Origin of the sequence: Proteus penneri, assembly GCF_003144535.1 — a bacterium.
In the GTDB taxonomy this organism is placed as follows: Bacteria; Pseudomonadota; Gammaproteobacteria; order Enterobacterales; family Enterobacteriaceae; genus Proteus; species Proteus penneri.
The window spans coordinates 381815-406812 of sequence record NZ_PHFJ01000002.1 but is presented as its reverse complement, the minus strand read 5'-3'; the positions used below and the strand labels follow the sequence as shown (position 1 = coordinate 406812).

Sequence of the window (24998 nt, the reverse complement as noted above, 5' to 3'; positions counted from 1 at the left end):
TTTAACGTGCTGTGGGCGTTATCGGTATCTTGGCTTAATTGCGCGATATCTTGCTGTTGATTATCGCTATCACGAACTGTCCATGTGCCTTGTGATACCGCAGATTGAGTGGTGTTTTCCGCGCTGTCACTATGGTTGCCTGCCATGGCTAATGCATGCCCCATATTCGCCAGCATATTGCCTTCAACACCCCCTGAGGTACTTACACCACCAGATTGATGCTCAACTTTATATTCTGCGTAGTTATGGATATCACTAAAGCCTAATGTGCCCGTATCAAGCTGATTATTTTTAGCCTCTGCGGTACTGCTAATTACTGCACCATCAAGCTGGGTATGTTTACCCACAGTAATATCAAACCCTTGATTGCCTGCAAATAAGCCCGTTTGTTCTTCCACTGAATGGTATTTGCTGTCCATTTTATCGCGACTAAACGAAAGATTTGCCGAACCTCCCGGCGTGCCCATCACATTGACACTACCACCCGCACTTTCACTCGATTGCTTCGATTTGTAATCATCAATCGCTTGCTGGCTTTCAAGATGTAAATCTCCGCCCACCTTAGCAATCACTTTATCGCCTTGCGCTTGAGCGCCTTTTAAGGTCGTATCTTGGCCACTTTGTAAGGTGAGCGTTTGCCCTGCATTTAATGTGCTATTGGTGTAATAGGTGTGGTCGCCCTCTTCAAATCCTTTTGCTCGGCTACCATTAGCATTAATATTTACCCCAACACCACCCGAGCCCACCGTGACGCCAACACCAACAGAAGCACTTTTACTGCTGTTTTTACTGTCTATCGTCTCTTGGTTTTGTGCTGATTGTAATGTGATATCTCGCGTAGCACTTAAAGTAAGATCACCACCAGCCTGTAGCTCACTGCCTGTAATAGTGATATCGCCTTGCTCTTTTCCTGTTGCCGTAATAGAGAGATTTTCACCTGCACTTAAGCTACTGCCCTGGGCGATGTTTTGTTGCTGTATACGTTCAGACTCAGAAGAACTTTTGCCATAAGCAACATTGGCACCAATCAACGTTGTGCTCTCATTATCAGTGCCAGATTGCGCATTATCTAATGCAACCGCACCTGCTGCCTGAGTCCCAGAAAGTCCTGCTTTAATACCTTGAAGTGTGCTAATTTGGCTATCATCAGCTTCTTTAGATGCCTTATAACCTGAAATAGCGCCATTGATTGCACTTCCTGCGGTACCACTTAGTGCGACGGTAAAACCACTCTGCTTAGTCTTAGTTTTGCTTAGCTCAGTGTAACTATTTTCGGTAGCCAGAATATCAACAGAATCCCCCGTAAGAGATATCTCTTTTTTGGCTATCATTTCACTGCCATCAATGGTGAGATTATCCCCTGAACTGATGCGAATATTGCCATCCGTACTACCAATCACACTGCCTTTTTGAGTCACAGCATCACTATTATTGAGCTGCTCAAATGCAGATTTACCTACAGTAAAGCCGATGCCTCCTGTACCACCGATGCCTGATTTTTTAATTTTTTCTTCATAAGATTGGAAAGCAAACTCTTCTGCAGTAGTCAGCGATAATTGATTACCCGCATCAAGATTGATATCTTGTGTCGCAATAATCTCACTGCCCTGTGCAATTAAATCATTGCCAGCAGAAATAGAAACTTCATTTCCTTTTAGCTCTGTTCCAGTTGCTTGTTTATTATGAATTTCAGCATGTGTAGTGCGAGTTTCCGAAGAACCAAATGATTTATCTTTCGTCACACTGTGTGCGATTTGGTCAATAGAGGAATAACCACTTTGTAACGAAATATCATTACCTGCAGTTAATCCTAGCGAGCCTGTGGCTTGAATATCTGTTGCCGTAAGATGAAGATCTTCGCCCGATGCTATTGAGATATCCCCCGCATAAAGATGAGATCCAATCTCCTCTTCTGTGGTTTTATGCAGATAGTTATTGCTATCCCAATCAATATTCTCTTGGCGACGCGTATTAATAGTACCTAATTCAATATTTTTACCTGCGGTTAACGCCAATTGGCTGTTATCACCACTTGCGAGAATATCTGTTGCTGTTAACACTAAATTACGCGTTGCTTTTAATGTAATCTCACCATCTGACTCTGTTAAATAAATAGCCGCACCACGGTTTAGCCATTGATCGGTATTATTACCCGATACAGTTGCTGTACTAATAATGTCATTACCCGCTTGCAGATTAATGCGGTTTTGCCCTGCAATTTGTCCGCCTTCATTTTGAATATCTTGCAACGCAAGTAAATCTACCGTTTGCCCTTTAATTAGCCCTTGGTTAATTAAATTATCGGTTGAAGCTTGTAATTCTATTTTACTTAAAATAGTGCCTTTGTTTTTTAACTCAGGAATATTATTTAAAATAACTTCACTACCTGAAAGCAATGCTCCACTGTTTTGTAAATCACCGGGTAGAACACGCGCATAAACTTGAGGCACTAATACCTTTTCAACGAAGCCATTAGCTAATGTGATCTCTCTACTGGTTAATAACACCATATCCGTTGTGATCATTGCCATCTGTTCAGCGGTTAATGTCACACCTGGTTTAATGCCAAACTCTTCACTAAAGCGAATACCCGCATCCATTAAAGCGTGATATTGCTGTTCGTTATCATTATGCCCATCAAGATATTGATTGCCGGTGAGCTGAATAATTTGATCACGGATTATGCGTTGTTCATAAAAACCATCGCCAATACGCTTATGGGTATTATTGTGATCAACAGATAATGCATTTTGCATATAATCTGAGCTTAACCACTCCCTTTTATTGGTAAAGCGGGAGTCAGTTTCAACAATATATTGGCTATCGGTTCCTTTATTAACATTAAATAAACGGTTTTCAGGGAATTTTAATATAGGCGCTACGGTCTGAATTTTAACTTCGATGGTTTTCTCTTCCGTTGGCTTTTCTAATTGAGGAACTGTAATTATTTTACCAATAGGAAGTTCAGGGTGTTTCTCTGACCGTTTTATTTCCGGTAATACACCATTAGGCTGCGTTATTGCGGTTTGTTCAGCATTAAATGTTGAAACCGTATCACCACTTTCTAATACGATTTTTGTCGATTGATTACCATTAATCGTCTCATCAAGTTTTTTTGTAGTTATTTTATCAAAGAGAGCAAGATCACTTTGGTCTGTTAATAATCCCTCTTTATATTTTGTTAATGAGAGATCATCCCCCAAATCATAATCTGTTTTTTCAGGCGTAATAGAGGTTAGCTCCGCCGTATCAACATCGACTTGATTATGATGAGCAATTAACCGACCGAATCTTCGTGTCGTAAATACTTTTATTTCACTCTGTTCACTTAATTCAGGACGTTTATCTGAGGTCAGATCGCTATTTTCTTTATATTCCAATAAACCTAATGATAAATCAGTAACCACCTCAAACGGCCCATATTGGGAATGTGAAGTTGAGCTACTCTTCTTACGACCCCCTCGACGTTTACCCGGTCTTTTATGCTTTATTGCTGTACCTTCATGGTATTCAATACGCTGACCTGCGGTTTCCTGATTATTAATATGCATACCATCAATAATCAGCTTGCCACCAGCGATAATATGGCTATCAATATTGTTTAAATTATCACCTTTTAAAGTAATATCTTTACCCGCCAATATTAATGCCGGATCACGATGTAATAATTTTGACTCTTCTGTAATTACCTTATATTTAAATTCATAGAAGTCTTTATATTGACGACCATTGATATTTAATAAATGCTCACGCGTATTGATGTTGTACCAGATTCGCTCATCATCAGAATCAAATTTATCGCCGCTATGATCGACACCAAATTGATACATTGGTACTTCAGATACTTTTTCCGGATCACTGATTTTTAAGTAGAGATCGCGGTTATTAATTTCTGAAATATGAGCAAATAAATTTCCACTCGCTTCAATTGATGCACTTTCATTATTTAATACACCAGCGGCAACACTTTCTGACAGATTTTCTGTTTCAAAACCCGCAATAGCCATATCGCCACCACTGTAAATAAGGGCGTGATTACGGTTATTTATTGTATTACTCAATAGCTGTAGATTTTCACGAGAAGCTAATACCGGAGCAATATCTTCAAACGGTGCATGATTATCAAATTGCTGGCTTTTTAGCTGGATATTATCACCATAAATGCGTCCACCCGCTTGGTTATAAATAGCATCAGCCGTTAATGTGAGTGTGCCACCAAAAGCATCAATCAATCCTGTATTTTGCAGTTTTTCTGAAATAGTTAATGTCAGCTGTTTAGCACTAATTTCGCCATTACGTTTTTCATCATCATCGAGACTTCTTTTGCTACGAGTCGTCACCAAATCATCACTTTCTAATGGTGCTACTGGCTCACTGTTATTTAAGTTCGTCGCTTGAAGTGAAAGCCTCTCACCCGCATAAATAAATCCAGCGTTATGAATTTCATCCTCTGAAGAGAGTGTTAAAGAGTGCTGTGCTTTAATTGTGGCATCTTGTTCTAACTTAAAGGCGGTTTTTAATTGAATTTCACTGCCACCCGCCGAAATAATTTCGCCATTACCACTCAGCTTTTCAGCCCATAAACGAAGCTGTTGTGTCACCGCTAATAGTCCCTTTTTATTATCAATCGCTAATTTATTTTCGTTTTTGCCTTCAATGGCTAACATTGCAGCAGATATTAAGCCACGCTGATTATTAAGGTTTTCAGTAGGAATTAATTTGAGTTGTTCACTGGCTTGAATAACGCCTTGATGATTAAGCAAATCGTTTACTGCAATATGAATATTATTGGCTTTTAATCCTAGGTTTTCATCATCTGTTTGCTGATTATCAAGCTGTTGAGCCGTTACAGTAAGTTGTTCTTGAGATTGGATCTGTCCTATCTGGTTATTTAATCCCTGACTGAGCGTGATTTCAGTATTGTTACCCGCAAGAATAACGCCTTGTTGGTTATCAATACTTTTACCGTCAATCAGTAAGTTATTAGCGGATAATAGTGTTCCTTGCTGATTATCTAACTCACTTTGGTTTAACTGAAGATCCAGTTTGTCAGTTGCCTGAATATGTCCTTTTTGGTTATTAAGTCCTGCAATATTAAGTTGGGTTTCAGTCGCACCAATAACTTTGCCATTTAAATTGATCAGATCATTTTGTCTGGTATTTAACTTAAGCTGACTGTCTGATTGCAATAATCCATCGGTATTAACCAACTCTTGAGAATGGATATTTAACTCTTTTTTGGCGTATATAGTGCCTTGATTGTTCTGTAACTCGCCGCTGTTAATAGTAACTGCATTAAGTGCAGTTATTTTCCCTTGCTGATTATCAATATCACCACTGTTTAATGAAATCGCACCCGCAGAAACAAGCGCCCCGTCACGATTAATAAGTGGTGTATTGGAATGGCTAATCGTTAATAAATCGCCAGCAGAGATTTTTCCTTGATAGTTGTTTAACTGTTCTGTTTGTAGGTCTGTTTTTTGACCTACCGTTATTAATCCTTGCTGATTATTTAATTTTTCAGGACTAATTAGTTTTAGCATACTCGCGACAGAAATTAATCCATTTTGGTTGTCTAGCTGTTTAACCGTTGCATTCAGATTATGTTGAGTAATAATGCCCGCTGTCGCTTTGTTATCCGTATTTGTTAACTTACCATCAGCATTAATGGTGAGCGATTTAACGGCGTAAATTAGCCCTTTCGCATTATTTATATTATTGGCATTAATAATTAATTGATGGCGATTACTGGCTATACTGCCTTTTCTATTATCAAGATCAGTCGCGTTAATCGTTGCTTGCTTATTAGTAGTTATTTTTCCTGTTTGATTAACCAGTTGCCCACTATAAATAGTCAGGTTAGTTAATGCGCTTATTAGTCCATTTTGGTTATTAATATTCTGTTTCTGCGTGTCAATAACGACATTTTGACTCGCACTAATCACACCTTTTTTATTATCAAGTTCAGCTGATTTTAAATTTAATCCACCCTGTTTGCTGCCTAATTGTGCTTGGCGATTAATCAGTTTTGCGCTAGAAATATTTAAGTCATCATCAGAAATCACGCGCCCTTGAATATTATTAAGCTCACCACTTTTTAGATCTAATTTTCCTTGGCTAATAATGCCACCCGATAGCGTCTGATTGTTATTTAATGCATAACCTTGTGTATCTAAAGTGAAATTATCTGCTGAATAAAGTGTGCCTTGTTGATTATCTAACGTTTGAGTCGTTAATTTAAAGCCGTTTGCCTGACTAATAACTTCGCCACTACGGTTGCTCATCCCTAAACTATTAAGCAATAAAGATTTAGCAGAAAAGATATAGCCCGATTGATTATTTAAGTTACCTGTCACAAGGTTTAATGCCCCATGACTAATAATTCCTGCTTGAGATAATGTATTGCTATTATCTAATTGATTATTTTCTGTTGTGATATCTAATTGCGTTTTTGCTGTAATAAGACCATTTTGGTTATTAATTGCACCACTTTCGATTAATACCCGTTCTTCAATGCTACCAATCTTACCTTTTTTATTATTAATATCTTCAACAAACAGTGATTGTTTAGCCGTTGATGTAATTTTACCTTCAAGATTATCAATATTACCGGCATTAATTTCTAATTCGCCTTTACTTATAATACCGCCACTTGTTGCCGTATCACTATTATCAATACGCTGTTTACCAGTGTTAATATTTAATGCTGTATTCGCCGTGATCAACCCAGCATGATTTAACAGTTCATGGCTGGCGATAAGTAACTTGCCTGTTTGGCTAGCTAATACACCTTGCGTATTATCTAGTCGCTGTCCGTTGGTATTAATTACCATCTCTTTTAGAGAATAAATTAATCCAGATATATTTTTTATTGATGCTGAATCAATAGAAATAGTGCCATTATCCGCGGAAATGATACCGTTATTATTGGTGATTTGTTGCTGATGCGTATTGATTATTGCGTCATATTTGGCAACTAACTGACCATCTTGATTATTGAGCGCTCCACTATCAATGGTGATATTTTTTTGGCTAACTATTCCGCCACTTTTTAAAGTTTGCGTGTTATCGATAGCATATTTATTTGGATCTAATTTAAGATCACCTTGGGCAGAAATAACGCCGCTACGGTTGTCAATTTGATGTGTATTTAAAGTCAGTGATGATTTCTCACTTCCTAAACGGCCTTGATAGTTAATTAAGTCACCATAAGATAAAACATTCGCACTATTACGAGCAATTATTTTACCTAGCGTGTTATCTAATTTTCCTTGGGTTTCAATAGATAATGCATTATGGCTAGTGATTTTACCTTTAGTATTATTTAATTCACTCCCCGTCGTAAGCGTCATTAATTTATTAGAGGCAAGCGATCCTTGCGTATTATTTATCGCTTTTTTTGTTTCAATTTCTAATGTCTCATGACCACTTATTTCTCCTTGGGTATTGTTTAATTCGCCATAAGTTAAAATATTAACTGAAGCATTACTGATCAACTTTCCTTTGGTGTTATTTAATTCACCCGTTGTCATATTGAGTGCATTTCTACTAAAAATCTGACTATTGGTTTTCGTACTTTGGTTACTTAAACGCTCACCTTGTGTATTAATGATGATGTTATTGGCACTTATTGAGCCATCATCATTAATCAGTTGTTTACTGGTAATTGATAAATCGCTATTTAGGCTACCTAATATGCCTTGTTGATTGACTAAATTGCCACTTTTAACAGTTAACTGATCAGCAGAAACAATACGGCCTTGTGTGCTATCAATATCCCCACTATTGATTGTCAATGTCCCTTTTGTTTCGATCCCCTTATTACCATCAATTGTTTGACGATTAATCAAGTGATCACGCAAAGTTAATTGTAATTGTTGAGGAGAAAACAGATGTCCTTGGCTGTTATTTAGCGATATTCCTTTTAATGTTAAATTGGCTAACTCGCTAAGGATTTGACCTGATTGGTTAGTCACGATGTTAGTTTGTAAATCAACTTGCTGCTTAGCTAGAATTTGCCCTTGTTGATTATTAAGATCACCACTGTGAATATTTAATCCACCTTGACTCACTATTCCGCCGCTTTTTTGTGTTTCACTATTCGTTATTTTTTGCTGGTGGCTATCAATAATGAGATCTTTACCGGTAATAATCAGCCCAGTGTGATTATTTATCGCACCTGTTTTTAACGTTGCGTGATCAGATAATGTTAATCGACCAAATTGATTGATAAAGCCTAATTTAGCTGTATTTAATTGTAATTGACTCGCACTAATATCACCTTGGCTATTATCTAATACTCCCGTATTCAGTCGTAAGTTTTGTGTTGCTTGAATACCTTGACCTTTTTGTGTATCGCGATTAATTAACTGCTGGTTATTTGAATTAATAGTGATATTAAATGCCTGTATTAACCCTGATGTATTATCCCACCCTTGCGTATTAGCGGTAAAATCACCTTGTGTAACGATTTTACCTTGCTGGCTATTAACTATTTTACTCTGGAGATCAATACTATTTTTAGCATTGATAATCCCTTGGCTATTGTTAATGTCACCAGCGTTTAGATGCAATTCTCCTCGACTAATAATACCGCCAGATTGATGGGTATTTTGATTATTTAACTCTCCATCTTGGGTCGATAACCACAAGGATTTTTCTGATTGAATAATGCCTTGGCTGTTATCAACGTTATTTGCCGTTAATCGCAGTCTGTTTTGCGAAATTATTGCACCTTGTTGATTATCTGCATGTCCCGTTAAAGTGATATTTAATCCATTAGCACCCATTTCACCTTTGGCGTTATTTAATGTATTCGCTTTAATTTCACTATTATTTTTGCTAACAATTTTCCCAGCATTGTTATCAAGCTTATTGTTCAGGGTGAGATCAATAGTTTTATCGGCATTAATATTGCCTTGCTGGTTAGTTAATATATTGGCATTAAGTTTAAGAGTATCCGAGGATATCAATGCACCTTTATTGTTAGTAATGGCTTCTATGGCGGTTATATCTAGGTGACTTTGGTTTAAGGTTCTCACTTCACCTTGGGTATTATCTATCTCTTGGGCATTGAGTGTTAATGCACCTTGCGTCTGAATATTACCGCGTTGGTTACTGAGTTTTTTTTCTACGTTAATTGATGTTAGTTCAGTACCTGTTTGCTTTAAATTAGCGTCATTATGGTTAAGATTAACTGCACTAATCTCTATTTTTTTCGCTTGGGTTGTGGCTTTTTCTAAATCTACATATTGCCCTTGCAGAGAAAACTGCCCGGTTGTTAATAGGGAGCCTTCTTTACCTAATAACGTTTCAGTTTTTAGAGTGATGGCACCTTGCTGAGGCAATGATATTGTGCCTTTCTGATTATTTAGCGCCGTTGTTTTAATGATTAATTGGCGGCTAAGACTTTGAATATCGCCATGTTGATTATTCAGATTTTGATGATTTAAAGCGAGATTTCCAGCAGAATTAATCTCTCCTTTTGGGTTATTAAGTGTAACGGAATTGAGTTTTAAATCATGGCTACCTGATTGGCTTAATTTACCCTCACTATTATCAATCAGGTTAGGCGCAATAAGTTGAAGCTTATCAGCGCTGATCTCACCTTTACGATTAATAATCTCTGTTTTAGCATTAAGCATTACTGTATTGGCATTAACTTGGACAAACTCTGTTTTAATTTGCCCTACTGATGCCGTAATGTGTAGATCTTTACTTTGTGTTTTGCTGTTTGAAATATCAACATTTTTAGCCGTTAAATTAATTTTATCGCCACTTAAATGCTGACCTGCAGAAATAATGTCATCCGCTATATTCAAAGTTAGCGAGGCAGGATTAACGGCGTTACCGCTATTATCAATGCCTGCACCTAGTTGGCTCTTGTCTGTTGCCAAATAGCCTTTAGCATCAATTTGAATATTATTTTGAGCGACTATTTTACCTAATGCAGTTTGAGAAACGTTTTCTGTTGTTTTTAGCTGAATATTATTTTTAGCTTGTAGTATGCCACTATTAACAAGATCACCTGTGGTATTTAGCGCTAGGTTTTTATCGCCTGCGATGATACCTTGGTTATTTAGACTTGCCGTATTAATTTGTAATTGTGCTTTAGACTGAATGAGTCCGATATTTATTAACTGACCGTTTTCATTTAGTGTTAAACCACCCGCTTCAGCACCAATTTCACCTGCATTACGCACACCAACACCATGTTCTGTGCCAACCAATTTAATTTTGTTAGCATACATACCACCGATTAGGGCAACATCGACGGCATAATCATTTTGTTTAGCTACTGAATCATCTTGGCTAATCACATTGCCATTATTATCTAGTGTATTATTACCTGTAGTAATTTCTAATTTATTGGCTTGAATGCGTGAGTTAACTTCTACGGCGCGCGCTAAAATACGTGTGTAATCACTTTGGCTATCATTTAGACCTCGATCAGAAATAACTATTTTTCCGTTGTTAATTTCATAACCAGCAATTGCCCCATCTTGCGTTAAAGCTTTACCTGCAACTAAAGTGGTATTTACCGCATTAATAAAGCCACAGCCTTGGCAACTAATACCCGCTGGATTTGCGATAATAATTTCCGCTCGTTTGCCTGCAACTTCAATAAAACCATTAAGTTGGCTAGGATTTTGGCTATTAATTTCATTTAAAATAACATTCGCTTCGCCTTTAACCAACCACGGATTTCCCGTCACCATTCCAGCTAATTGTGTTTGTGTATCTTGTAGGCTGTTATTGAGAATGGCACCTTTATTATCAACATCGAATTGCGTAAATTGGTTACGTGAAACGCCATGTTGATTCGGTTGCTGGATATTAATTTGAGCTATGCCATTGCTGGTTTGTAATACCGTTGCTTGTTGGTTATTTGGAGCATGCTGATCTGCAATAATTTGACTAGCTTGCACAGAAAAACTTATCATGCCTTGCATCAGTAATAAAATAAATGCCACGCTATTTAGCGAACTTTTAATGGGTGATGAAAAAAGAGTATTGCGCTTATTATTTTCACCACAAGATTTCGTTAATTCAGATACGACAACCATTAATTGTCGAGTACGATTATAAATAACGCGATAACATAATTTATTCATGAGTAAGTTCCTTGCCAAAAAGACAATATAAATTTCATTTAATTATTATTTCTTATTTAATATTTGAGTTAATTCTGTATTTTAATAATTAAAGTTAATACTAAATCCTAAATTAACATGATCCGTTTTAAACCCATCGGGTTTAGATAATGGTGTGCCAATAAATGAATCATATTTTATTGTGGAGGAAAATAACGAACCTTTTATACCCACAACACCACCCGCAAGATGTTTACCTAATAATTGAGGGTTATCTGTATTTGTTTTTAACTCGCCATAATCTGCGCCAAGATAAATAAATTGTTCTGATGCAGGATATCGCCAACTTAACGTATTTTGTATAAACCAACCTTCATTAGCACTCAGTGTTCTTTCACCATCAAATCCACGAATAGTCCAACGATTACCTATTGCAAGCTGATCAATGGGTGTTAATGCATCATGTGTCATTTGTTTACGGTAATTTAATTGATATTTGAATTGCTGCTGAGCAATAGATATTGGAATATCTAATTCGGCACGCCATGTTAAAATATCGGCTTTATCTGTTGCATAATAATTATCACGATATTGTTCTTCATACGCTGCAACTGAACCAAACCAGCGTGTTCCTTTTTGGTAATTAATGCTACCTTCCAAAGTTCCAAAGCTAAAATATTGGCGATGAGAAAGATTCATTAACCAATGACTAACGCGTCGGCGTTGGATTTCAATTTCAGTATTATCAATATAATTTCGTAATACTTTAGCTTGAACACCATAGCGTAATGTCGTTTTACTGCTTTGATTACGAAAAAGGGTATATGACATACCTGCATTAATACTGTCACTTTCACCTGAATAGAGAATGTCTTTAATATGGCCAGCGACTGTTTGAGAATAATCGTATTGAGAGGCGTTAATATCAAATAACCAATAGTCAAAAGGAATTGAATAATGCGCCATAATATTTTGATTATTTTTATTCCCAGCAAAGTCTAAATCACGTTCTGTTGATAAATAAAACAAATCACTCAGTGCTAAAGGATTATCTAATGCTAACATTAAACCACCTTGATAACGCCCCGTTGCGGGTGATCCGGCATCATTGATCCATAATGAAGTATGCCAGAAACGAGATTGTTTTCGCTTTATCACAATATCGCTTTCACCCGCATTTACACCAGGCTTAATTTCCATTTCAGCACTCACAACCGGTAATCGCTGTAGGTTTTCTAACCCTTGTTCAATATCTCGTAAATCGAGTAATTGTTTTTTATGCGCAGGCATACTGGTATATAACAAGGCGTATTTATCAGAGTCATCAGTAAATTTAACATTACGAATAATGCCAGGAACTATTGTTAAATATAATGTTCCACAACTAATATCTTGTTCAGGTACAACAATACGCGTGGTGATCCACCCATGCATTAATAGGCGATTTTGCATACGAGTGACGACGGTATTTATTCCACTTATCCCCAAGCATTGCCCTATAAATTCAGACTTAAAAAGGGCCAAATTAACCCAATGAGGAATAACCTCTGCATTCGTTATTTCAATGTGCTCGATGTGAAAACAGAGTTTTTCTTCTGTTTTATTCTCTTTTTCTTCGTATTGGCTAATATCAAAAGATATATTAGGTCTTTCAGGTATTAATTGCTGATAAAGAGCTTCTTGTTGACTTTGATTATGCTGTTGTTGTTGGCTAAAGATTTCAGTTGTTTTTTCAGAAACGTCTGCTGAAGATATGGGAATATAAAATAGTGCAAAAAAAACCCATAACTTTAAAAAGAATATAATTTTTTTCATATTATGCAATAAATAGAGTCTGTGCTTTTAATTGTATTTATTCAAGATACATCTAATCTTTAACATTATTAATATTAAAATATGTAAAGTAAATATCAAAAATTAAATAACAAATAAAATACCGTGACTTTAACAATATAAAGATTAAAAAAATTAACCTATGTTAAAAAATTAGCTGTATATAATAAGAAAAAAACACTTAATAAATTTATTAATGTTAAACTTAATAAATTATAAAAATTAAAATAAATTATATTTTAATTTGAAAAATTTAAAGTAAAACATTTTATTATTGAAATATTTATTTCATGTAAATAAAAACTTAAATAAAAAAATGGCTTCATTACTGAAGCCATTTCTATACTGTTTTTTTATAACAATTTTTATAGCATTACTTTTCTGGCATTTGTGGCATCGGTCGACGGAATCGACGAGTGATCCACACCATATAAAGTATACCAATTGCGCCCCAAACAAGACCTAACTCCATAGAGCCTGGTTCAAGGTTTATCCACAAGACGCCCATTGTCGCGGCACCAATAAGAGGTAATATCAGGTAATTAATATGATCCATTAATCCTTTATTACGGCGCTCACGAATATAAAACTGTGAAATAACAGACAAATTCACGAAAGTAAACGCAACTAACGCACCAAAGTTAATTAATGCTGTTGCAGTCACTAAATCAAAGAACACTGCACCTAAGGCTAAGAAACCGACTAATAGCACGTTAAATGCCGGTGTACGCCACTTAGGATGTACGTAACCAAATGTCTTCTCTGGGAATACTCCATCACGCCCCATAACATAAAGTAAACGAGCAACACCTGCGTGAGCCGCCATACCTGAGGCTAATACAGTCACACATGAGAACACTAATATAATAGACTGGAATAAAGCGCCAGCAACATACAGCATTATTTCAGGTTGTGACTCCTCTGGATTTTTAAATCGTGAAATATCTGGGAAATACAATTGTAAAAAGCAAGAAACTGCAATAAAGATGATCCCACCAATCAGCGCAGTTAAGAAAATCGCTTTAGGGATAACGTTACCTGCATTTGGTGTCTCTTCTGATAATGTACTGATACCGTCAAAACCTAAGAATGAGAAACAGAGTATTGTTGCCCCGGTTATCATTGGTATCAATTCAGCATCCACAGATGCAAACGGTCTAAAGGTCCATAACTCCCCTACACCTTCTCCGTTATAAACACCGTGAATAAGTAATCCAACAAACACAACCATTACTGCAACTTGCACAATAACAATTGCTGTATTTAAGTTAGCAACAACGTTAATACCACGCAGGTTAAAGAACGTCATTAAAGCGACTAAACCAAATACAAAGATCCACGGTTCAACGCCCGGGAATATTGCTTGTAAATAGATTTTCGCCAATAAAATATTGATCATTGGCATAAATAAATAGTCGAGTAAAGATGACCAACCTACCATAAACCCAACATAAGGACTCATGGATTTTTGAGCATAAGTATACGCAGAACCTGCTGAAGGAAAACGCTTAACTAATTTTCCATAACTTACTGCGGTAAATAAAATTGCAATCAATGCAATCGCATACGAAGTTGCTACGTGACCATTAGTAATGCCTGAAACGATACCAAATGTATCGAAAATAGTCATAGGCTGTAAAAAAGCAAGCCCCATCATGACTACCTGCATTAGTGTCAAGGTTTTACGCAGTTGAACTCGATTGTTAGCACCTGTTTGGTTAGTGCCGATAGAGGAGATAACGTTATCTGACATTAGCGAACCCTCCCATAACTTCGGTGTGAGTATTAGATAAACTCAACCGACAGTTACTGGGAAGACTTCGCATCTGCCTATAAACAGAATAGAATGAAGTTTTTAAGGATGTGTATGTGTTTAGGAGACGCCATGCTCCGTAGTCATCGTTGCCCGCAGTGCCGTTAGGCCCGACTGCGAAAGAGAATAATTGTACCATATTAGCATTCCTCTATCATGACAACCCTTTCTCTAAGGGGCTGGCTGCTAATCAAATTATGTTATCTATTCAGACTCAAATGAATCTGACCTCTTGGTGTAGTAATAAGTAAAAACGCAAAAAAAAACCGATGCACTTTAAACGCATCAGTCATATTTTTAGTGGGCGCATTTTGCACGTCTCAGACTTAAATAGCAATACATTTTCATCAAAAAACCCCCTTTTTTTACGATCTTTTTAATTCTCAAACTAAGTCAACATATAACGCTACATTTTATTAACAACAATTGTGCTTTTATCATAACTTTTAAGTTTTAAACATTTCAAAGGTCATACTTCACTGGAAGAACAAAAATATAATGCATTGATAAATAAGAATTAAATATCATATTAAAATTAATTTCGTCAACAAATCATCAAAATAAAACATTTAAAATACATTAATAAGATTAATGCTAATGTTTTGTTAACTCATACTTCTTTTGAACTCTAAAAATAGACTTTTAATAAAAAGTATCTATTTTTTAACAGCCTACTTTATATAAATTAAAAATAAGAGAATAAATTAAGAAAAAAATGACTGGTAATAAGTAGAAATAACAATCTAATTGTCTGAATAAAGCGATGAGTAAGATGAATTATTGAGCTAAATATAAACCTCAATACTTAAACTTTCCAGTGTTAATTCTGATCAAATGTTAGAAAAGCAGAGATAAAAAAAGACTCCGTAAGTGGAGTCTTAATGACACAAACTGAGGGGAACAAATTAGAAGTTATAGTTCAAACCGATATTGTAACGACGACCTTCTAATGTGGTATTAAAATGCTCTTGGTCAATGCGACGATCTAACACATTATAAACACCGCCAATCACATTGAGTTGTTTGGTTAAGCTGTAGCTGGTCCCAATATCAACAAATGCATACGAAGGTGTACCATGTGACATTGATGTACGTGCTAAGTAATCAGAGGTTTTGCCACGGAAGTTAATACGCGCCCATGTTTCCATCTCTGGAGTAGTTTCCCAATTTAAGGTTGCATTCGCCATATGACGTGGTTGTTTATTTAATGGCTTACCTTTGAAATCACCACTTTTTTGTTCAGTATCCGTAAAGGTATAGTTAGCCGCTAAATTCCACTCTGGTGATATTGTCCAATTAAAGGTAGCTTCAACGCCACGCATATTGGCTTTATCAACGTTAGTTCTATCACTCACAAAGTCATATGCATCACCATCATTACTCACACCATCACTTAAATTACAGTCACGGATCCCTGGCGCCATTTTAGAACCATCTTTATTGGTACGACTATCACAACGGCGAACTTCCATAATCTTATCTTTAAAATCGGTATTGAAAAGACCTAAACTTGCTGTCAGGTTTTCACGATTATCCCAAATAATCGAGATCTCTTCAGTGACTGATTTTTCAGGTTTTAAGCTTGGATTACCATAAATAACCGCATCATAATTACCACCGCCAGTACCTTGACCCCATGATGCTGTTGCTTGACGTAAGTCAGGCGAACGATAACCGGTAGATACCCCACCTTTTAATGTCCACTCATCAGTAAGATGCCATACACCATAAACTCGAGGTGTCCAATGCGTACCAAAGTTTTCATCTTTGTCCATACGCAGACCGCCCGTTAAAGCGAAATCATTGGTCATAGCCCATTCATCTTCAGCAAATAGTGCCCAGCTATAACGGTCTAATTTATTGCTAGCTTTAAGTTTATTACCTTCATCTTTTAACTCTTCGTAACGATATTGAGCACCAACACTTAAAGTATGATCACCGAACATTAAAACGGTCTGATTACGCACAGTTGTGTCGTCATAATCCATTTTACGTGATGGATTACGGCTTTCATCACGCTGAACATAAGTATTCATGGTTCCAAAATCATAAATACCATCATGAGTCAGAGCATAATGTGTTAGTTCATAGTCAGTAAAACTACTTTCAGGGGCTTTTCCTCGGCTAGGTAATCCTGATTTAGAATGCCAAACGCGAGAGTCACGATGTTGATTATCTTTTTTAAACTCAAAATCAATCGTATTTTGCTCATCAGGCGTCCAACTTAAAGTACCGCCACCTGTTGCAGTGATCTGGCGGTTATAGCCATTCACAATTTTATCTTCACTACGATGTGAATATTGACCTTGAATTTTTAAACCCAGCACATTATCAATTAATGGACCAGCGGCATAAAAACTACCTTGATTCGTATTACCTGAGTCTTTACGCTCTGTGATAGTGCTGTCTGCACGTAAACTAAAGTTCCACTCTTTTGCGCTTTACGGGTAATAATATTGATAACCCCACCCATTGCATCTGAACCATATAAAGAAGACATTGGGCCACGTACAACTTCAATACGTTCAATCGCAGGCAACGGCGGTAACCAACCTTGTTCAATACCAGCATTATCACTATTAGGGCGCGTTTCACGCGATGCAACACGCTTACCATCAACTAAGATCATGGTATATTTTGCATCCATACCACGAATACTAATATCAGAGCTACTTCCACCGCCTGTGACTAATACACCCGGTACATCTTTTAGTGCATCAGTTACGTCACGATAAGACTTAGTTTCTAATTGTTCACGAGTGACAACAGAAACCGATGCAGGGGCATCTTCGACGGTTTGTTTAAAACCAGAAGCCGTTGTAACAAGCAGTTTTTCTACATTTTCTGCTGTTGCAGTCATAACAAAACTTGATGCAATAGCAGCAACAACGCCAAGCGCAATTTTATTTTTATTTAACACGACCATTCCCGATTCTCCAAGAATATATTCTTTAAGTTTTATATAGATGGATATATCGACAGTTGCTCAAAAACTAAGGTAATAAATTTAATTACCCTTGGTTATTTTAATATTATTTTTTTATCCCTATTTACTGCATTCCTATATTTACTTCTTCTCTCTTTCTCTTTTACTTCTCTATATTTTATCCACTAAACCATCAATAATAATTTGAGGTATTCCTTGTGAACAATATTCCAATCTACCTTGAACACCATAAACATCAGCAAGGCTTTGTGCCGTAATAACCTTATCTGGCGTGCCTTGTGCAATTAATTGTCCCTGTTTCAACATTAATACATGTTCGCCATGTCGCAAGGCGATATTAATATCGTGAACAACCACGACAGTAATAATATTTCTACGCTGTGTTTCTTTAGCGACTAAATCCATTACATGATATTGGTAATTAAGATCCAGCGCGCTTAATGGCTCATCCAATAATAATAAGGAAGGTTGTCTAATTAATGATTGAGCAAGCCCAACTAATTGTTTTTGACCACCCGATAATTCATCTAAATAACGTAATGCTAAATGCTCAATACCTAATTGACGTAATAAGTGCATTACTTGGGCTTCACTATGTTCATTATGTAATCCACCTGAAGCACGCTGCGCCACAATAATGGATTCTAAAACATGTAAATGAACACCCGCTGGTAATGTTTGTGGCAAATAGACTACATTTTGAGCGCGTTGAGCAAAATTCATCGCCGCGAGATCATTACCATCTAAATTGACAATACCTGATGATTTATTTAATCCAGCCAATGCTCTTAGTAATGTTGATTTTCCGCTACCATTTGGCCCCAACAATACGGTGACCTTCCCTTTTGGTAAAGGCTCAACATCCAGTGCCTTAATGATGAGATGTTTAGCATAGCCAGCGCTAAAATCTTGAATTTTTAAGCCTTCAATCATTAGATATTCCCTCTATGACGCAAAATCATGCTGAGGAAAAATGGCACACCCACCAGCGATGTCACAATACCCACTGGAATAATGACACCCGGTATCAAATTTTTAGAAGCAATAGACGCCAATGATAAAACTAAAGCACCGATTAATGCGCTTGCTGGCAGATAGAATCGATGATCTTCACCGAACATCATACGGGCAATATGAGGGGCAACTAACCCAATAAAAGCAATAGGCCCGACAAAAGCAACAGCCAGTGCTGTTAAAATACTGATCCGTAGCAATGAGCCTAATCTTAAGCGTTTTACATCAATACCAAAGCTAATCGCTCTATCTTCGCCTAATCGCAATGCAGTTAATTTCCATGAACTCATCCATGAAATCACCATAATGATAGCAAAGGCACCCGCCATAACACCGAGTTTTACCCATGTTGCACGTGTTAAACTTCCCATAGTCCAGAAAACCAGACCTTGGAGCGTATCTTCTGTTGCAATAAATTGCATCATTGAGACTAATGCATTAAAGGTAAACACCATTGCAATACCAAAAAGCACCACTCCAGATGTAGGAACACGAGTCCAACGCGTTATTGCGTCTAATAATAAAGCGGATAAGAGTGCAAAGAGAAATGCATTCGCTGAAATAAACCATTGGTCAGGAATACCCGGAATACCAATACCCGAAACTATTGCTAATGCAGCACCAAATGAAGCTGCATTTGATAAACCGAGGGTAAATGGGCTTGCTAACGGATTATTTAGAATAGTTTGCATTTCTGCCCCCGCCAGTCCTAGCGACATCCCTACCACCACCGCCATTAAGGCATAAGGTAAGCGGATATCCCATACAATCACTCGCGAACCCGCATCAACAAGCTCAGGTTGAAACAGGGTTGTTAATAATTTATCAAGTGATAAGCCTGAAGGCCCCATGGTGAAATCTAACACCACAGAACCACAAATAATTAAAGCGATAATTCCCAACCATAGCATGCGTTTATTCATCATTTTTCGATAATGGGTTTTCACATTATCTGATGTGTTTTTTTCATGCTCTTGTGTAGTAAGTCTCTCTGATATAATGCTCATATCAATTATGGTACCTAGTTTTTCTTCTACTCTTTTCTGCTCCTGCCAATACGCTCAATAGGCAAAAACATACCGTATAACTCATCAACGGTGTTTTATGTACAAAAAACAAATTATTAATTTGAGACGACTTATTCATAAAGGAGATGGGTCGCACAATAATTATACGGTGGAAGATATTCACTATATAACTTATTATATTTCGATAAGTTATTGGTTGGTGACATTGAGCACTAAAAAAACTAATTCTCATTAGAACCATTACATTAATCATATAAATTACAACCAATAGCGTCATTATTTTATTTTCAACAAATAAATTACACGCTAACAATAAAGCAAATAATAACTATTATCAATGCGATTGGTAATATAATTAGACTTTTTTGTATCTTTTCTATAATTGATGGGTTAAAAAATAAAAAAACGCCCGTTTTATAGTGATTGTCATCACAAAACGGGCGTTTTAATAACTTGATTTATTGGTTATTTTTTATTCGCAATATGTGTTGGAAATTCCATTTCGTTATAACGAATAAAGCGGGTTTTCTTCACAATCTTATAAGTAAACCAAATCAATAAAAATAATGGGATACCAATATAGGTTGCAATTACACCATACCAATCAATCGTATCTTCTAAGAAAGCTTGGTAATTCTGGCCTAATGTAATAATTAAACATAATATAAAGGCAAAAATAGGACCAATTGGGAAGAAGCCGGAACGATAAGGTAAGTCATTTAAATCACGACCTTGTGCAACATAACCTTTACGGAAACGATAATGACTAATCGCAATACCTAACCAGGCAATAAAGCCCGTCATTCCTGACGTGTTTAATAACCACAAGTAGACAGTTTGGTTTCCATACATTGAGCTTAAGAAACACAGGCCCGCAACAACAGTTGTTGCATAAAGTGCATTACGTGGCACACCATTTTTAGACAATTTACCAAAACATTTTGGTGCTTTGCCTTCTCTTGCTAATGTAAACAGCATACGCGTTGATGCATACATACCTGAGTTACCCGCAGAAAGTACCGCTGTTAAGATAACCGCATTCATGATGGCAGCCGCAGACAATAATCCCGCATTTTTAAAGACTAGCGTGAATGGACTAACGCTAATATCACCTACCTCATTACGCAGTAAACTAGGATCAGTGTAAGGGATAATTAAGCTAATAATTAAAATCGCGAAGATATAAAATAATAAGATACGCCAGAAGACTTTACGCACAGCTTTTGGAATATTCTTAGCTGGATCTTTAGATTCACCCGCTGCAATACCAATTAATTCTGTACCTTGAAATGAGAAACCAACAATCATGGCAACACCAATCATGGCGGCAAACCCCCCCGCAAAAGGTGCATCACCAATTTCCCAATTATGCCAACCTGCGTTTTCGGCACCTTTCATAATGCCAGTGATCATTGCAATACCCACAATAATAAAAATAATTACTGTGGAAACTTTGATTAATGAGAACCAATACTCTGCCTCACCAAATCCTTTTACAGAGATATAGTTGAGCAAGAAAATAACGCCCAGAAATAGAGCACTCCAGATCCACCCATCAACATCAGGGAACCAATAGAGCATCACTAATTGTGCAGCAACAAGGTCAACAGCAATGGTAACTGCCCAGTTATACCAATAATTCCAGCCTAATGCGAAACCAAAACCTTCTTCTACATACTTAGAACCGTATGTTGAGAATGAGCCGGAAACAGGCATAAATGCGGCTAATTCTCCAAGGCTTGTCATTAGAAAATAGACCATTAATCCAATTAAAGCATATGAGAGTAATGCCCCACCTGGCCCTGCTTGAGCAACAGTTGCACCTGATGCGACAAAAAGCCCTGTACCAATTGAACCACCAATAGCGATCATCGCTAAATGTCGCGCTTTTAACTCTCGGCGCAAAGTGCGTACTGCGCCCGAACCAGCAGTACTATTTTGTTGTTCTGACATAACATTCCACTTTTATATTCACTTTTCTGACGAGGATTGTAGCAAATCTGTCGTTCGTGAATAGCAAGGATCTAGGATTATAAGATACCTTCATGATCGAGCGTCCATTATTAGCAATTTATGAAAAATTGCCGATTAAGTGTTCAGCGTTACAATACATCAGCAGTTTTTTCAGTGCATCAGAGACATGTTTTTGACGATGATATACAAGATATAAAGTTCGTTGTAAGGTCAGCCCTTCTACTTTTATCTCTTTTAATGAGCCATTATTAATCTGCTCTTCAATAACTCGGCGAGATAAACAGCTGATCCCCATTTCATACATCACAGCATGTTTAATCGCTTCTGAGTTACCTAATTCCATTTCAATGCGGTAACCCGGTAAAGAAGAAAATAGAAGGTGGTTAAGTACATCTCGCGTTCCCGAACCATTTTCTCGTAAAATCCAAGGTGCTGACTGTAAATCAGTTAAAGTCACTTTTGGAATTTTAGCTAACGGATGTTCGGGTGAGCAAAAAACAACCATTTCATCTAAAAGCCATTTCTGGCTAATCAATTCAGAACTTTGGCAAGCACCTTCAATTAACCCTAAATCAACACGGAATTCGCTCACTAATTTAACGACTTCCTCAGTATTTCCAATGCTCATTTCTAGTGGAATATCAGGATAATTACGATGAAAATTCCCCAGCATTTGAGGCAAAATATAATTACCTATCGTTGTACTTGCAGCAATGCGTAAAGCACCATTTCCTGCTTGGAATAACTGCTCCACTTCAGTTGCTCGTTCAAGTAAAGATAATGCTCTGGGATAAAGTAATCGCCCATGTTCATTTGTGACAAGCCGTTTTCCCACCCTATCAAAAAGCTGTACACCTAGTTGGCTTTCGAGATCAGTTAAAGATGCACTGACAGCAGATTGAGATAAAGCAAGCTGTTGTGATGCTTGCGTTGTAGAACCACTCTTGAGAACTTCAGTAAAGACTTCCAGTTGCCGCAACGTAATTCGCATATCCATTCCACCCTTGAGCCATCATTGTAATAACATACTATCCACAAACCAGTAACATACCAAGTACATTTAAGAAAATACACCTATATTAATTTTACTGGTTATTATTATAAAAATAATGAGTTTAATAAATAAGATTGATTGTTATATGCTTATGCAAAATTCATATAAGCAAGGTTTTTCTATGTCAGAGCAAAGTCAATCTATTACATTGGCGAAAAAATGTTTTACTCCAATCTATCGCTGGCTTCCTGGTTTATTACTAACAGGCGTATTAACTGCGCTTGCTATTTATATTGGTGATATTCCTTGGTTTTCTAGCATGGGGTTAGGCGCATTAACGCTAGCAATCCTATTCGGTATTATTGTAGGTAATACCTTTTATCCTGTTGCAAAACCTTATAGTGAAGAAGGTGTCAAATTTGCTAAACACTATTTATTACGTACAGGTATTATTTTGTACGGTTTTAGACTGACTTTTCAGCAAATTGCAGATGTAGGCGCAACAGGTTTAATTATAGATGCGATTATGCTGGCATCGACTTTTCTTATTGCAATGTGGATTGGTCGAAAATATTTCGGCTTAGATGAACAAACTGTGATTTTGATTGGTGCAGGTAGCAGTATTTGTGGTGCTGCGGCTGTTATGGCAACAGAGCCTGTTGTTAAAGCACAAGCAAGCCAAGTCGCTGTTGCGGTTTCTACTGTTGTGATTTTCGGCACTATTGGTATTTTTCTTTATCCTTGGTTCTATCACTTAAATGCGTTTGCAGGCTGGCTACCATTTACAGAAGAAACCTTTGGCATTTTCTCCGGTTCAACAATTCACGAAGTGGCTCAAGTTGTCGCAGTAGGGCACTCTATTAGCCCTGATGCTGAAAATGCAGCAGTTATTAGTAAAATGATCCGCGTAATGATGCTAGCACCGTTCTTAATTATTCTTTCAACTTATTTAAGTAAAAAGAAAAGTAAGGCAAACAATGGCGCACAAGCTGCTGAAAAAAGCCCTATTACAATTCCTTGGTTTGCTGTCTTCTTTATTTTAATGGCTGGCTTTAACTCTTTGAATTTAATTCCAGCATCTATTGTTAATTACATTGTGACTATCGATACCATTCTATTAGCAATGGCCATGGTGGCATTAGGTTTAACTACACATATTAGTGCTATCCGACAAGCTGGTGTTAAACCGTTATTGTTAGCGTTATTCTTATTTTTCTGGTTAACCCTTGGTGGTGCGATGATTAATATCTTTATTCAAACTGTGCTGATGTCTTAGTAGGAATATCAATTAAAAATAATCTCCCTTTAATTTTCGCCTTGAGAAGTATTTTTAGATTGCGCAACTATTTTTAGTTGCGCTTTTTTGCTTTTATCATCTCAATATGATGTTATACGCGGTATGTTTGTTATCATGGTGTAAAATAAATCTAAGGAGAGAAATAATGAAATTTGTTGGCGCACATGTCAGTGCTGCTGGTGGCGTCGATCAGGCGGTATTACGCGCACATGAAATAAAAGCGACTGCATTTGCCCTTTTTACTAAGAATCAGCGTCAGTGGAAAGCCGCACCATTATCCACAGAAGTCATTGATAAATTTAAAAAGAACTGCGAACTTTATAATTATACCCCTTCTCAAATTTTACCTCATGACAGTTATCTCATTAATTTAGGCCATCCTGAAGAAGATGCTCTCGAAAAATCGAGAGACGCATTTCTAGATGAAATGCAACGTTGTGAACAACTGGGTATCGAATTACTGAATTTCCATCCAGGAAGTCATTTAAATAAGATAGATGTTGATAAGTGCCTACAAAAAATTGCCCAATCAATTAATATCACTTTAGAAAAAACTAAAAATGTCACTGCCGTGATTGAAAATACCGCAGGGCAAGGAACAAATTTAGGTTATCGTTTTGAACATCTAGCCGCTATTATTGATGGTGTAGAAGATAAATCTCGTGTTGGCGTTTGTATTGATACTTGCCACACTTTCGCCGCTGGTTATGATCTAAGAACGATTGAAGATTGCGAAAAAACATTCGCTGAATTTGAAAAGATTGTCGGCTTTCAATACTTAAAAGCGATGCACTTAAATGATGCTAAAAGTGAACTAGCAAGTCGAGTTGACCGTCACCATAGCTTAGGCGAAGGTAATATTGGTAAAGTACCTTTTAGTTATATTATGCAAGATAAACGTTTTGATGGTATTCCGCTGATTTTAGAAACCATTAATCCTGACATTTGGCCTGAAGAAATTGCTTGGTTAAAATCACAACAAGCCTAAATTTGGTATTCTTTGCG

The 24998-nt window shown here is 36.9% G+C and carries 9 protein-coding genes and 1 pseudogene; 2 read left to right on the top strand and 8 right to left on the bottom strand.

The features are described from left to right. The 8 genes and pseudogenes from CUB63_RS04790 to yieE all read right to left on the bottom strand — a co-directional run. A partial coding sequence (locus tag CUB63_RS04790; protein ID WP_109847571.1) for a two-partner secretion domain-containing protein occupies nucleotides 1-11114 on the bottom strand: 11114 nt, incomplete at its 3' end. A gap of 81 nt (nucleotides 11115-11195) precedes the next feature. Beyond that, nucleotides 11196-12908, bottom strand: a complete 1713-nt coding sequence (locus tag CUB63_RS04785; RefSeq protein WP_109847570.1) for a ShlB/FhaC/HecB family hemolysin secretion/activation protein — start codon at nucleotides 12906-12908, stop codon at nucleotides 11196-11198. A gap of 391 nt (nucleotides 12909-13299) precedes the next feature. Continuing rightward, complete coding sequence (locus CUB63_RS04780) at nucleotides 13300-14679, bottom strand: APC family permease (RefSeq protein WP_109847569.1); 1380 nt, start codon at nucleotides 14677-14679, stop codon at nucleotides 13300-13302. 965 nt (nucleotides 14680-15644) lie between these two features. Continuing rightward, nucleotides 15645-17665 (bottom strand): annotated as a pseudogene (locus CUB63_RS04770) (ligand-gated channel protein). Nucleotides 17666-17836: 171 nt separating this feature from the next. Further along, nucleotides 17837-18619: an ABC transporter ATP-binding protein gene (locus tag CUB63_RS04765; protein WP_109847567.1), complete on the bottom strand. Its 783-nt coding sequence runs from the start codon at nucleotides 18617-18619 to the stop codon at nucleotides 17837-17839. Beyond that, nucleotides 18619-19626, bottom strand: a complete 1008-nt coding sequence (locus tag CUB63_RS04760) for a FecCD family ABC transporter permease (RefSeq protein ID WP_375804002.1) — start codon at nucleotides 19624-19626, stop codon at nucleotides 18619-18621. Before CUB63_RS04760 ends, CUB63_RS04765 begins: the two co-directional genes overlap by 1 nt. A 567-nt stretch (nucleotides 19627-20193) precedes the next feature. Then, complete coding sequence (locus CUB63_RS04755) at nucleotides 20194-21681, bottom strand: amino acid permease (protein WP_006537299.1); 1488 nt, start codon at nucleotides 21679-21681, stop codon at nucleotides 20194-20196. Between the two features lie 118 nt (nucleotides 21682-21799). Next, complete coding sequence (yieE, locus tag CUB63_RS04750) at nucleotides 21800-22693, bottom strand: DNA-binding transcriptional regulator YeiE (RefSeq protein ID WP_109847577.1); 894 nt, start codon at nucleotides 22691-22693, stop codon at nucleotides 21800-21802. Nucleotides 22694-22877: 184 nt separating this feature from the next. Between yieE and CUB63_RS04745 the strand changes: the two genes are divergently transcribed. Next, complete coding sequence (locus tag CUB63_RS04745; RefSeq protein WP_174704106.1) at nucleotides 22878-23972, top strand: YeiH family protein; 1095 nt, start codon at nucleotides 22878-22880, stop codon at nucleotides 23970-23972. Between the two features lie 166 nt (nucleotides 23973-24138). Beyond that, entirely contained in the window at nucleotides 24139-24981 is an 843-nt protein-coding gene (gene nfo, locus CUB63_RS04740; RefSeq protein WP_109847565.1) for a deoxyribonuclease IV, read from the top strand. Nucleotides 24982-24998: the final 17 nt, after the last annotated feature.

Coding starts and splice junctions, on each gene's coding strand:
- CUB63_RS04760 (WP_375804002.1), bottom strand. CDS start 19,626: ATGATGAATAAACGCATGCTATGGTTGGGAATTATCGCTTTAATTATT.
- CUB63_RS04755 (WP_006537299.1), bottom strand. CDS start 21,681: ATGTCAGAACAACAAAATAGTACTGCTGGTTCGGGCGCAGTACGCACT.
- nfo (WP_109847565.1), top strand. CDS start 24,139: ATGAAATTTGTTGGCGCACATGTCAGTGCTGCTGGTGGCGTCGATCAG.
- CUB63_RS04780 (WP_109847569.1), bottom strand. CDS start 14,679: ATGTCAGATAACGTTATCTCCTCTATCGGCACTAACCAAACAGGTGCT.
- yieE (WP_109847577.1), bottom strand. CDS start 22,693: ATGCGAATTACGTTGCGGCAACTGGAAGTCTTTACTGAAGTTCTCAAG.
- CUB63_RS04745 (WP_174704106.1), top strand. CDS start 22,878: ATGTCAGAGCAAAGTCAATCTATTACATTGGCGAAAAAATGTTTTACT.
- CUB63_RS04765 (WP_109847567.1), bottom strand. CDS start 18,619: ATGATTGAAGGCTTAAAAATTCAAGATTTTAGCGCTGGCTATGCTAAA.
- CUB63_RS04785 (WP_109847570.1), bottom strand. CDS start 12,908: ATGAAAAAAATTATATTCTTTTTAAAGTTATGGGTTTTTTTTGCACTA.